Source organism: Tindallia texcoconensis (assembly GCF_055383815.1).
Window position 1 is genome coordinate 2,622,217 of sequence record NZ_AP042431.1, and the last position, 11,930, is coordinate 2,634,146.

Genomic DNA, 11,930 nt, shown 5'->3' on the forward strand with positions numbered 1-11,930 from the left:
GGTGAGTAAATGCGATTGAAATTATGGTATGGAACAGATCTAGAAGAAAAAAGCCGAATAATTATGAATGAAATTCAACGGCGTGTCAAACAGCCTGAAGCGAGAAGACAAGTTATTATTGTACCAGAACAATACACATTAGGTACTGAAAACCAGTATATGAAGTGGACTGGTGAAACAGGCATGATACAAGTAGAGGTGTTAAGTTTCTCTCGTTTGGCACATCGAATCTTTTTGGAAACAGGAGGGAAAGATCGAGTTTTTATTAATGATCAAGGGATTCATATGTTTCTTCGAAAAATCTTAAAAGAACAGCAAAGCAACCTTAGCACCTATGATCATATGGTCCAGCGGAAAGGCTTTATTGATGCATTGGCAAAAGAAATCGATGAATGCAAACAGTATCATATAACGCCTGAATTATTGTGGCAACAGTCAAAAATTCACGAAAAAAACGATTCAGTTGCTGGAAAACTGAGGGATATTGCAATTATTTATGAGAAAATGGATGAAGCATTGAAAGGAAAATTTTTACATAAAGAAGACCGAATGGAAGCGTTTCGAAATCAACTAAGTGACTCAAATTGGATGAAAAAGACGGATTTTTGGGTGGATGGGTTTTTTAGTTATACCCCCAATATGCTGCGATCTCTTGAAGTGCTTGGGGAATATGCAGAAGAACTAAACGTAACGGTATACGGTGGGATGAATGAAGAAAAAATACAAAAAAATGCCAGTTATAAACAAATTAGTCGGTTGAAAAATTATTTTTCTTACAAAGGGGGAGAATGGAAAAAAGTATCCGTGGAAGAAATGGTAGAAAGCTCACGTAAAGCCTCTGACTTAGAACATTTAAAGTCTTTTTTCTATTCATTACCAGTAAAACCATATCAGGAAGTGCCAGAATCCATTGAAATTTTTGCAGCAGGGAACGACGAGGCGGAATTAATGTGGACTGCACTTTCTATTCAAAACTTAGTGCAGGAGAAGGGTTATCGCTATAGAGATATTGCTGTTTTATGCCCAAATCTGGAACAAAGAAGAAAAAGTGTAAGGCGAATAATGAAGTTACATCAAATACCAGCCTATATGGATGAAAAAAGAAATATCAGGAATCATCCATTGATGATTTTAGTATTACGAGGTTTGGAAGTTTTAGGAAATCATTATCCTTTAAATGGAATGATGGCTTATGTAAAAACTGGTTATGCAGGTTTGGAACACGAAGAGGTGGAAGAACTGGAAAATTTTTGCCTTCGATATGGAATCAAAGGGAGTAAGTGGAAACGAAATTTTGGAGAGTTCATTCAAGATGAAAAAGATGAACGAATTGAAAAATGGCGACAGAAGATTATGGACCCACTGGAAGAGCTTTCTCGTGGGTTAGAAGGATCCAATACAGTGAAAGAAAAGACGACCTCGGTTTTTCATTGGCTAGAAAGATTACAAATACCAGAAATAATTGAAAAAGAGATGCAGAGAGCGGTGCATCGAGAAGCTTTTGAACAGAGGCAGGAATATGGACAATTGTGGAACGAATTGATTGGGTTAATGGATCAAATGGTTGAAATGATGGGCGATGCAAGGATATCTCATAAAGAGTATATCGAAATTTTGGAAGCAGGAATTGAAAGTATGGAAATAGGAACCATACCCTCTACTTTGGATCAGGTATTTGTTGGAACCATAGAGAGATCAAGAGTAAATTCGATTAAATGCTTATTTTTAATTGGTGCTAATGATGGAGTGATTCCTGCTGGTTTGAGTGAAGATTCATTGCTTCTTCCTTTGGAAAAAGAAGCAATGGCGCAATCTGGATGTACAATAGGCGTAACACCAGAAGAGCGTGAAGAGCAAGAAATGTTTTATATTTATTTATCTTTAGTGAAGCCCAGGGACACTCTTTATATCAGCTACTCACTCGCCAATGAAGAAGGAGTGGCAAAACGTCCTTCCATCGTTTTAGATCGATTGCAGGCTCTTTTTCCATCTTTAGAATTGCAAGATGATCTGGTACCCACACCAGAAATGACAAAAAGACAGATTACCAGACCCTTAAATACGTTTATGAAATTGGCATCGGAAATTCGAAAGGGGATGGATGGCGAGAGGATTGACGAGATATGGATGGATGCATATCGATGGTTCTATGACCACCCTAATTGGAAAGAGTCTGCAGAACAAATGGTAGAAAGCTATGATTTTCGCAATTCAAGCAAGCCGTTATCTTCCCTAGAGAGTCAAGCACTTTTTGGAAAACCGTTGAAGGCAAGCGTAGCCCGATTAGAAAAATATGGAAAGTGTCCTTTTTCTCACTTTGTTCAATATGGACTAAAACCAGCAGAGCGTAAACAGTATGATATTCAACCTGTGGAACTTGGTAATTTTCTGCATAAGGCATTAGATGAATTTGCAGATCAAGTAAAAAAGAATGAGCAGAGCTGGCACGACCTAAAGCTAGAAGAATGTGACCAAATAATGGAAGAAATATTAGATCCGTTGCTTCAGGGGTTTAAACATGGCGTATTCGCTAGTAGCAATCGATATACCTATGCAGGAAAGAGGATGAAACAAGTTGGAAAAACAGCGGTAAGAACCATGGTGCAACAGATCCAGAAAGGTGAGTTCATTCCGACCCATCACGAGGTGACTTTTGGGTGGGATGGTATTTGGCCGGCGTTGCAATATAAAGACAATGAGCAGACCATTACATCTCTGGAAGGACGCATAGATCGAATGGATACGTATTACAAAGAGGGGAACTATTATTATCGGGTGATCGACTATAAAACCGGCACAAAAGACCTTAGTCTTCAAGAAATGTACTATGGGCTTCAGTTACAGCTGCCTATTTATTTACAAGCGGTTCTGGAGGCACAGAAACAACAAATCCAGGCAAATCATTATCCAGCGGGCATTTTTTATTACCAGCTAGATGATCCTATGATTGAAACCAATTCAATAGAGGCATCTAAGATTTATGGGGAATGGATCCAAGAAACAAAATTAAAAGGATTGACCTTAAAAGATGCAACTTTGGTGGAGGCTATGGATCCACATATTTCTAATAGTTCGGACATATTGCCAGTAGGATTAAAAAAAGATGGAGATTTCACAGCTTCTTCAAAGGTGGCGACCATGGAAGAATTTGATTGTTTGCTTCAGCATGTACAAGATCACGTAATTAAGATGGCACAGAGCATTCTATCTGGAGATATCTCCATTCAGCCCATTGAGTTTGATGGGCTTAGAGCTTGTCAGTATTGTGACTTCCTTTCTGTATGTCAATTTGACCCTACGTTATCAGGAAATAAAGTGAAATACCTGCCTACTATAAAAAAAGAAGAAGTGCTTCAAAAAATATGCCTGGCTTATGGAAAGAAGGTGAATTCATAAATGCCACAGTGGACTGCTGAACAAAAACAGGCTATCGAAAGCAGAAACTGCAATCTATTAGTTTCTGCTGCTGCTGGATCGGGTAAAACTGCCGTCTTGGTGCAACGCATCTTAAGTTTAGTCATAAAAGATCAGATAGATGTAGACCAAATGCTTGTGGTGACCTTTACGAATGCTGCAGCCTCAGAGATGAAAGAACGAATTGGGAGAGAGATGTTAAAAGCATCTCAGGAATTATCGAATAAGCGATTGGAGCTTCGAAGACAATTATCCTTACTAAATAGATCCTACATTATGACCATGCACTCATTTTGCTTGAAAGTATTGAGAAGTCACTTTCACTTAATAGACTTGGATCCGTCATTTAGAGTAGGGAATGAAACCGAAATTGCATTGTTAAAACAGGAAGCATTGGATAGTACTTTGGAAAAATTTTATGAAGAAGCCGACCCTTCTTTTCATTTGTTAATCGAAAGTTTCTGTGATATGAAAAATGACAGATGGCTGGAATACAACTTATCCAAAGTACACACGTTTATACAAAGTCAACCAGATCCAGAGGCATGGTTGAAGGATCAAGTGCAACAATTTGACGTGGAGCCTTCAACGATCATGGAGACAAGGTGGATCAAAGTATTGTTTCAAATACTACAGTTGCGTTTCAATGGGATGGTTCGACAGATGGAAATGGCTTATGACTATTGTCAAGTTCCTGATGGGCCAGAGGTTTATATGGACCTAATTGATCAGGAAATAGAGGCTTTAGAAAAACTGATGGAGAAGTGCCTTCAGTACGATGAGGCTTTTTTTAAAGAGCTTTGGAAAATGGACTTTAAGCGGCTACCAGCAGCAAAAAATGTAAATAGTGAGACGAAAGCATTGGTGCAAGGATTGCGAAATGCGGTTAAAGATGAGTTGAAGGCAATGAAGAATGACTGGTTTGTTGGTGGGCCAGACCAATGGAGTGAAGATTTAGGTAAAATGCTAGGCCCTATGGAAAAATTTAGGGAGCTCGTAGTAGCTTTTCATCACCAGTTTTCTCAAATTAAACGAAAGAAAAACCTAGTGGATTTCAATGATTTAGAGCATATGGCTCTAGAAATTTTGAATCATAAAGAAGCGTCGGAGTATTACCGGAATCAGTTTCAGCACATTTTTGTAGATGAGTATCAAGATAGCAATCGTGTACAGGAAGCTATTACAGATCGTATTAAACGAGAAAACAATTTGTTTATGGTTGGAGATGTGAAGCAGAGCATTTATCGATTTCGATTAGCAGAACCAGCCTTATTTTTACAAAAACAGCATAATTTTTTGAATCAAGCAGGAGCAGATGACAGGAGAATTGACTTAAATCGAAATTTTAGAAGTCGAAATGAAATTCTTAAAGGCGTTAATGAACTTTTCAAAAACATTATGAGCCCTGCTTTAGGAGAAATGGAATATGGGGAAGATGCCATGCTTCTTAGTGGGGGACTTTATCCTGAGATAGAGGAACCGGTTCCTATTGAATTGCATTTGCTAGACAAAAGGAAATCAGAAGATCCTAGTAGTGTAAATGCATTGAAAGAATGGACAGATAATGAGTTGGAAGCAAAATTAGTAGTAGGAAGAGTGCAAGAAGTGTTGAAAGGGGAAGTTTACGATGAAAAGCTTCAACAAAAACGACGGGTTCAGTATAGAGATATTGTAATTCTAATGAGGTCGACTCGCCCCTATCTTCAAATTTATGAAGATATGTTGGATCGGGAAGGAATTCCAGTTTTTTCAGATGCTGGCTCCGGTTTTTTTCAAACCATTGAAGTACAGATTTTCTTAAATTTATTGAAGATTATTGATAATATAAAGCAAGACATACCGTTGCTTAGCGTTCTAAGATCTCCGATTGGTGGCTTTGAAACGGATGAATTAGCCTTACTAAGGCTAAAGGGAAAGGAAGCACCATTTTACGAATGCTTCATGAATGGAGAAGAACTAGAGGATATAAGAATTCGTAAAAAAGTGGCTGACTTCAAAGCAAAAATTTCCTTCTGGCGATGGAGTTTGGATATTGGATTATCAGATTTTATATGGCAGATTATGGATGAATCTGGATATTATGGGTTTGTGGCATCCATGCCAGGAGGAGAGCAGCGTCAGGCAAACCTAAGAATTCTAGGAAAAAGAGCAGAAGAATTTGAAACGCATCAGGAAGGAAGTCTTTATGGTTTTCTGCAGTACGTTGAAAAACTCCAAAAAGGGAAAGGGAATGATCTTGGGGTAGCAAAACTCATAGGGCCTAATAATAATGTGGTGAGGATAATGAGTATTCATAAAAGTAAAGGTTTAGAGTTTCCTGTAGTCATTCTTGCTGGAGCTGGAAGAAAGTTTAACCTACGAGATACCCATGAAAAAATGCTGGTCCATAAAGATCTTGGAATAGGATCTGTATGTGCCGAACCAGATAAAAGGGTTTTTCGGAGCACCATTGTTCGTAATATCATTAAAGAGAAAATCAGACAAGAAAGTCTATCGGAAGAAATGCGTATATTATATGTAGCCATGACTCGAGCAAAAGAAAAATTGATTATGGTAGGGAGCGTAGAGGATCCCAAGTTAAAATGGACTCAGTGGGAACATGATTTACATCCGTATAAACTTTCAAAGGGCCAAAGGTATCTAGATTGGATTGGTCCATCTTTGGCCAATGCTTATGGAATTCTTGGGGAAACCAATGGTTTTTGGAATAGTCAGTGGAGTTTAAGCATATGGAAGAAGGAGGAGTTGGTTACTGATGAAAAGAGAGAAATTCAAGAATCTCAGAAATTTAAAAACAGGTTGAGGTGGAATTTAGATCAACTACCAGAGAAAGATACCATTTATATAAAGAGTAGATTAGAATGGGAATATCCCTTTATAGAGGAAACGAGAACACAATCTAAATACTCAGTTAGTGAATTGGTAGATGAAGAACGTATCAAGACAACACAAGACCAGCTCTTTCGAATGCCAGTATTGATTAAAAAGCCTGATTTTCTTTGTGATGAAAAGCTGGTAAGTGCTGCTGAGAAAGGAACCCGATTGCATTATGTGATCCAGCAGCTTGATTTTGTAGAAGCGGCCAAAGGAATGAAGGTTCAAGAGCAACTTCAACAAATGCTAGAAAAAGAAATGATAACAGAAGAAGAAATGAAGGGGATTGACCCAGCGCAAATTTCCTTATTCCTGGAAAGTCCTCTAGGAAAGCGGATTCGGGAAGCGGATCTGTGTCGAAGGGAATGGCCTTTTGTGGTTAAAAAACAAATAGAGACTGGAGAAGTGGTGATGCAGGGGATTATTGACTGCTATTTTCAAGAAGGGGACTCTTTGGTACTAGTAGACTATAAAACTGATGAAATAAAAGGAATAGATCCAGAGGATTGGAAAGAAAAATATCGTAGACAGATGAACCTTTATGAAGACGCCCTGAAAGAGCTGACAGGATTCAATATTAAAGAAAAGTGGATTTACTCTTTTTTCTTAAACAAAGCATTGATCCTGTAAAGAAAATTTTTCTTAGACAAAAAGAAGGCATCTAGCGTAATATCCAAGAGGACTCTTTGATTATATTCTGAATTATTGGGTATTTACTTCACTGAAAAGATGTTTGGGGAAGAAAGATGGAGTGGAGGAGGTTTGGATGATGAACCATGAAGGCTTTGGAGTGTACTTGAAAGACATAGGGTTGGAAACAGAACTTGAAATTCGCGAAGTCATATCTAGGGCAGATTGGGTAGAAACAACCATGGATATTAGCCTTGACAAGATGCAAAGAAGCCAGCTGGAAGATCAAAACTTCAAAGATAGCCTTTTGGAACTCATCGGATCGCCTGAAAAAACAGAAGCTTTTTATAATGCTCTTTGCAGCTACATGGAATTTTGCAATAGCCAGCAGATGGCAGGAAAGAAAGAAAGATAAACTAAGGAGTCTGTACAGACTCCTTTTTAAGGTGGGAAAGCAATGATATTGTCAGGACGGGAAATTAAAAAAAGGGTAGGGACGGATATCTTTATTGAACCTTTCAATGAAAAACAGCTAAATCCAAATAGTTATAATTTAAAACTGCATAACGAACTACTTACCTATGATGTGGACGTTTTAGATATGAAACGATCGAATCCAACGAAAAAAATACGCATACCAGAAGAAGGGCTTCTTCTCCAACCAAACAGGTTATATTTGGGAAGAATCCAGGAGCACACCAAAACCTTTGGTCTTGTACCGATGTTGGAAGGACGATCTTCTATTGGGAGACTTGGGTTATTTATCCACGTGACAGCGGGATTTGGGGACGTAGGTTTTTGTGGGTACTGGACTTTGGAAATGTTTTGCATCCATCCTATAAAGATTTATCCTAACGTAGAGATTTGTCAGATTTATTACCATACCATTGAAGGCGAATACGATCCTTATATAAGTGGTAAATACCAAGGAAACACGGGTATACAAGCCAGCAAGTTATACGAAGACTTTGAATAAAGATGGCATTACAGACTTTGATGGGAGGGGTTTTGATGGAAAAAGAAAAACAATCAACAATCATTCCAGATGAATTGAAAGCAAAAGATATCATGGTTACGGAAGTGATGACTGCAACCGAAGATCAAACAGTAGATCAGATTATTCAAATGCTGATGGACAACAATGTAAGTGGATTACCTGTTGTGGATGAAGAGATGCATGTGGTGGGAATTGTAACAGAGGGAGATTTGATATATCGCAGCAAAAAACTTGAAATACCAAGGTATTTTACTATATTGGATAGTTACATTTTTTTCGATAATACGAAAAAAATGGAAGAACAGATACACAAAATGGTAGGTTATCGTGTGAAGGAAATCATGACTAAAGACGTTATTACGGTAGATGTAGAGGATACGGTAGAAGATATTGCAACTGTAATGACAAGAAAGAATATTAATCGGGTACCAGTTACGAAAAAGGATCAATTAGTTGGAATTGTAACGAGAAGAGATATTATACGTGCTTATGCAGTTGAAGGATAGAATTATTAGAAAAAAAGAGTACCCTCCATAATAGAGAGGGTACTTTTTTTATGGCTAAGGAAATAGCATGCGCATTTAACTGGTGGATTATTTTGTGACTTTGACTTTGCTTTTCCTTTCCAACTAACCAACTTTCCAACTAACAAGACGCGAAGCGTCTTTTTTATGCATAAATAGTTGTGAGGTCAAGACAATTGGGATATAGATCACCCTGTTGTCCGAATTAATCAATCAATCTAAAAATTAACAATAGTTCTGGACATTTATTTAACAAAGTAATACAATAAGCATAAATAATTTTGATGGGAGGAAAGACGATGACAAGAAAAATGATTGGGTTTGGATTGTTTGTTTCAACAGGTTATTTGATGCTAATTACAAATATTTTGCGTCAGGAACTTATACTGGATGTAATTGTATCTCTAGTAATATTAGTTTTAGCAGGTATTGGGCTAAAAGGACACTTTGAGGAATTGAAAGGATAGGTGGTTGAAATGAATAAAGCAAAAGCGCATATTATAATAACATGCATGATTGCAACCAGCGTGACTTGGTTTATCAACCATGAAATGGGTTATGGCCCTATTATTGCCAATGGAATAATAGGTGTAATTGCTGCGGTGTTGCTGCCGGGAGCCCTTGCAGGAGCAGCTTATACATCATCCTTTGTAGGGATGTCTGGATTAAATGTATTACCAAGTTTTGGGATAGCGTTATTGGGAGGTCTTATTGTAGGGATTATTATTTCATTAACGGCTGAGATTTATGCAGGGATTGGGGGAAAAGGAGGAACCACGGCAGCTTTAGCAGCTCAAATCACAAGATTTGTTTCGAATTTATTTGTATAAGGGAGAGGGAAATTATGGAGAATATGATCATACTTATTGTTTCGGCTATTGCGGGTATGGCAGCTTATTATATTGCTGTAATTATGGGGAAAGGAGGCGTTTTTGGTTCTGCTATAGTGGTGCTAATATCTGGAATTCTTTTTCGATACTTGGAAACGGAAAACATGATTGAAGTTAGTGGATTGGCGGTTGTTGCTACAACAGCCAGCTATGCGGGCATGGTCGCTCAAAAGAACGTTGCCAACCTTAAAGAAATGGCATTTGTATCCCTTATTGCAGGACTTCTTTTTATTGCATCAGGAAATGCATACGCTGGAGTTGGAGGTAAGTTAGGTACCATTGCAGCACTGGCCTGTTTCACGTGGATTGGAATTAAAAAACTAGGTGGTTCAAAAGCAATAGAACCCCGATATTGAAAATCGAATAGTTTTAAAATTGAAGGAGTCGGAGTGAGTAAAATTCTGACTCTTATTCAATTAAGAGATCAGAAAAGGATATTTGTCTTGGAGAATTTATTTCTAAAGCCTTTGCAACTATGGTATACTAGACTACGGAATAAAAGAAAAAAGTTTGATAGGGAGAGGTGCTTTGATGACAAAAGACAAGGGAGCAGAAACCAAAAAATATATTATTCCTGGAATTCTGTTGTTTTTGTTTTGGATGGTTCTTTCGCCAGGAATTGGAGTACAAACCATTCTTTTGGGGATTGTTTTAAGTACGTTGGTAATGCTTTACTCAAAGGAAATCTTATTTGGCGATACGGAGATGCCTCTTTATCAAATAAAGCATTTATGGAATATGATTCAATTTATTGGCGTGTTGGTGGTGGAAATTTTTAAGGCCAATATAGATGTAGCTAGAATTGTTCTGGATCCTAAAATGCCGATACAGCCACACTTTATTAAAGTTCCCATGATGTTGAAAAATGACATGAACAAAGTAATCTTTGGGAACTCGGTTACTTTAACGCCAGGCACCCTTACGGTTGATATTGTAGAAGATGGTTTTATTATTCACGCATTGACAACAGACGCAGCAGAGGCTATGAAAGAAAGTTTTATTGAGGAGTGGATTAAGAAACAGGAGGACTCGGAATGTTAACAAATGCTTTTATTGCAACGTCCATTTTTCTGGCCGTAATGACATTTTTTTGTTTGTACAGAGCTTATGCTGGTCCAACTGCTGTAGATCGAGTAGTGGCTATCAATGTTATTACTACTAAAGTAGCCATGTTGATTGTTCTGATGTCAATTATTATCGGGCAAGAATCCTTTGTAGATGTGGCTCTTATTTATGCTATGATGGGCTTTATTGCAACGATTTGTGTTTCAAAGTACATAGAGAGAGGGAAACTAGGATAAGGAGAGTGTCTTATGCTGCAAAATGGATTAATCATATTATTTCTTTTGGGAGGATGCTTTTTTTTCATGGTGGGAACCGTAGGTTTGGTGCGATTGCCAGAAGCCTTCTCCCGAATGCACGCCACTACCAAATGTGACACCCTGGGAGCTGGTTTGATTTTAGTTGCAATGATGATCCATACTGGTATTCAGATCATCACAATAAAATTATTTGTTATTTTAATATTTATTTGGATTACAAATCCAACAGCGGCACATATTATATCAAAGGCTGCCTATAATACGCATCAAGATATTCCGAGGTCTCATAAAATAATTAAGAAAGGGTGATCAGGAGATGCAAATATTGAATGTGATTCTGATTGTATTTTTGATTGCCTGTGCAATTGCAGTAGAAAAAACAAAAGACTTATTAAGTGCGGTGATTATTTTTGCTTCTTATAGCTTGATTATGGCTGTACTTTGGTTACTTTTAAGATCTCCAGATGTTGCGATGACAGAGGCTGCCATTGGCGCTGGTGTTACGACTATTATGTTTATTGCGGTAATAAGCAGGACCAGGAGGATGGAAAAATGAAAAAATGGATTATGTTTACAGCCCTTGGGGGCCTGCTTTTCATTATGATTTCAAGTTATATGCAGATGCCACCCATGGGGAATGTAGAAAATCCTTCCTATAATGAAGTGGCCGGGTATTATCTGGATGAAGCTTTGGAAGATACACATTCTCCAAATGTAGTAGCCGTTATTATTATGGATTATCGTGCGTTGGATACACTGGGAGAGGCAACTGTATTGTTTACATCCATTGCAGCTGTTTTGACCGTATTAGTCGGAAAAGATCCTGATCCTAGAGAGGAGGATTCTCATCATGGATGATTTGATTGTTCGAAACATAAGTCGTATGATTATTCCATTTATTCAAATATACGGTCTTTTTGTGATTTTTCATGGTCACTTATCTCCAGGGGGAGGCTTTCCAGGAGGAGCTATTTTAGGCGCAAGCATTATACTCTACACCTTGGCTTTTGGATCTGAAAAGGGTAATGCAAAGATGCCACATTCAACTTCCAAATGGTTGGAAAGCGGCGCTATTATGTTGTATATTTTGATTGGATTAGTTGGTATTTTTGCTGGGTATGTTTTCCTGACCAATAAAACCGCAGGTTTTTATATGGGTGAAGCAGGAGATATTTTTAGTGGTGGATTTATTCCATTCATCACCTTGGCCATCGGAATAAAAGTTGGGAGCACCATGATCACATTATTTCATACCATGATCGAAGAAGAGGAGCATTAG

The 11,930-nt window shown here is 37.9% G+C and carries 14 protein-coding genes; all 14 read left to right on the forward strand.

The features are described 5' to 3' along the window. Positions 1–9: 9 nt before the first annotated feature. Complete coding sequence (gene addB, locus ACZ47N_RS11895) at positions 10–3,396, forward strand: helicase-exonuclease AddAB subunit AddB (protein ID WP_464886760.1); 3,387 nt, start codon at positions 10–12, stop codon at positions 3,394–3,396. After that, positions 3,397–6,918, forward strand: a complete 3,522-nt coding sequence (addA, locus tag ACZ47N_RS11900; RefSeq protein WP_464886761.1) for a helicase-exonuclease AddAB subunit AddA — start codon at positions 3,397–3,399, stop codon at positions 6,916–6,918. 136 nt (positions 6,919–7,054) lie between these two features. Continuing rightward, positions 7,055–7,333 carry a hypothetical protein gene (locus tag ACZ47N_RS11905; protein WP_464886762.1) on the forward strand — a complete coding sequence of 93 codons (279 nt, stop codon included), beginning with the start codon at positions 7,055–7,057 and terminating at the stop codon, positions 7,331–7,333. A gap of 42 nt (positions 7,334–7,375) precedes the next feature. Next, the gene (gene dcd / locus ACZ47N_RS11910; protein ID WP_464886763.1) at positions 7,376–7,894 is read left to right on the forward strand and encodes a dCTP deaminase; all 519 of its coding nucleotides are present in this window, start codon (positions 7,376–7,378) and stop codon (positions 7,892–7,894) included. A 35-nt stretch (positions 7,895–7,929) separates the two neighbouring features. Then, positions 7,930–8,421 (forward strand): CBS domain-containing protein, encoded by a 492-nt coding sequence (locus tag ACZ47N_RS11915; RefSeq protein ID WP_464886764.1) that lies wholly within the window; start codon positions 7,930–7,932, stop codon positions 8,419–8,421. A gap of 317 nt (positions 8,422–8,738) precedes the next feature. After that, positions 8,739–8,906 carry a hypothetical protein gene (locus ACZ47N_RS11920; RefSeq protein ID WP_464886765.1) on the forward strand — a complete coding sequence of 56 codons (168 nt, stop codon included), beginning with the start codon at positions 8,739–8,741 and terminating at the stop codon, positions 8,904–8,906. 9 nt (positions 8,907–8,915) lie between these two features. Beyond that, positions 8,916–9,269 carry a hypothetical protein gene (locus ACZ47N_RS11925; RefSeq protein WP_464886766.1) on the forward strand — a complete coding sequence of 118 codons (354 nt, stop codon included), beginning with the start codon at positions 8,916–8,918 and terminating at the stop codon, positions 9,267–9,269. A 14-nt stretch (positions 9,270–9,283) separates the two neighbouring features. Beyond that, the gene (locus ACZ47N_RS11930) at positions 9,284–9,685 is read left to right on the forward strand and encodes a hypothetical protein (protein ID WP_464886767.1); all 402 of its coding nucleotides are present in this window, start codon (positions 9,284–9,286) and stop codon (positions 9,683–9,685) included. Positions 9,686–9,860: 175 nt separating this feature from the next. Then, positions 9,861–10,370 (forward strand): Na+/H+ antiporter subunit E, encoded by a 510-nt coding sequence (locus ACZ47N_RS11935; protein ID WP_464886768.1) that lies wholly within the window; start codon positions 9,861–9,863, stop codon positions 10,368–10,370. Then, positions 10,364–10,630: an MrpF/PhaF family protein gene (locus tag ACZ47N_RS11940; protein WP_464886769.1), complete on the forward strand. Its 267-nt coding sequence runs from the start codon at positions 10,364–10,366 to the stop codon at positions 10,628–10,630. Before ACZ47N_RS11935 ends, ACZ47N_RS11940 begins: the two co-directional genes overlap by 7 nt. Before the next feature lie 12 nt (positions 10,631–10,642). Then, positions 10,643–10,960, forward strand: coding sequence for a monovalent cation/H(+) antiporter subunit G (gene mnhG / locus ACZ47N_RS11945; RefSeq protein WP_464886770.1), 318 nt, complete (start codon positions 10,643–10,645; stop codon positions 10,958–10,960). 7 nt (positions 10,961–10,967) lie between these two features. Beyond that, the gene (locus ACZ47N_RS11950; protein ID WP_464886771.1) at positions 10,968–11,207 is read left to right on the forward strand and encodes a hydrogenase subunit MbhD domain-containing protein; all 240 of its coding nucleotides are present in this window, start codon (positions 10,968–10,970) and stop codon (positions 11,205–11,207) included. Then, entirely contained in the window at positions 11,204–11,509 is a 306-nt protein-coding gene (gene mbhE, locus ACZ47N_RS11955) for a hydrogen gas-evolving membrane-bound hydrogenase subunit E (RefSeq protein ID WP_464886772.1), read from the forward strand. Before ACZ47N_RS11950 ends, mbhE begins: the two co-directional genes overlap by 4 nt. Continuing rightward, on the forward strand, positions 11,502–11,930 hold the full coding sequence (locus ACZ47N_RS11960; protein ID WP_464886773.1) for an MnhB domain-containing protein: 429 nt from the start codon (positions 11,502–11,504) through the stop codon (positions 11,928–11,930). Before mbhE ends, ACZ47N_RS11960 begins: the two co-directional genes overlap by 8 nt.

Coding starts and splice junctions, on each gene's coding strand:
- ACZ47N_RS11940 (WP_464886769.1), top strand. CDS start 10,364: ATGTTAACAAATGCTTTTATTGCAACGTCCATTTTTCTGGCCGTAATG.
- ACZ47N_RS11960 (WP_464886773.1), top strand. CDS start 11,502: ATGGATGATTTGATTGTTCGAAACATAAGTCGTATGATTATTCCATTT.
- ACZ47N_RS11920 (WP_464886765.1), top strand. CDS start 8,739: ATGACAAGAAAAATGATTGGGTTTGGATTGTTTGTTTCAACAGGTTAT.
- ACZ47N_RS11930 (WP_464886767.1), top strand. CDS start 9,284: ATGGAGAATATGATCATACTTATTGTTTCGGCTATTGCGGGTATGGCA.
- ACZ47N_RS11905 (WP_464886762.1), top strand. CDS start 7,055: ATGATGAACCATGAAGGCTTTGGAGTGTACTTGAAAGACATAGGGTTG.
- mbhE (WP_464886772.1), top strand. CDS start 11,204: ATGAAAAAATGGATTATGTTTACAGCCCTTGGGGGCCTGCTTTTCATT.
- addB (WP_464886760.1), top strand. CDS start 10: ATGCGATTGAAATTATGGTATGGAACAGATCTAGAAGAAAAAAGCCGA.
- ACZ47N_RS11935 (WP_464886768.1), top strand. CDS start 9,861: ATGACAAAAGACAAGGGAGCAGAAACCAAAAAATATATTATTCCTGGA.
- addA (WP_464886761.1), top strand. CDS start 3,397: ATGCCACAGTGGACTGCTGAACAAAAACAGGCTATCGAAAGCAGAAAC.
- ACZ47N_RS11925 (WP_464886766.1), top strand. CDS start 8,916: ATGAATAAAGCAAAAGCGCATATTATAATAACATGCATGATTGCAACC.
- ACZ47N_RS11915 (WP_464886764.1), top strand. CDS start 7,930: ATGGAAAAAGAAAAACAATCAACAATCATTCCAGATGAATTGAAAGCA.
- mnhG (WP_464886770.1), top strand. CDS start 10,643: ATGCTGCAAAATGGATTAATCATATTATTTCTTTTGGGAGGATGCTTT.
- ACZ47N_RS11950 (WP_464886771.1), top strand. CDS start 10,968: ATGCAAATATTGAATGTGATTCTGATTGTATTTTTGATTGCCTGTGCA.
- dcd (WP_464886763.1), top strand. CDS start 7,376: ATGATATTGTCAGGACGGGAAATTAAAAAAAGGGTAGGGACGGATATC.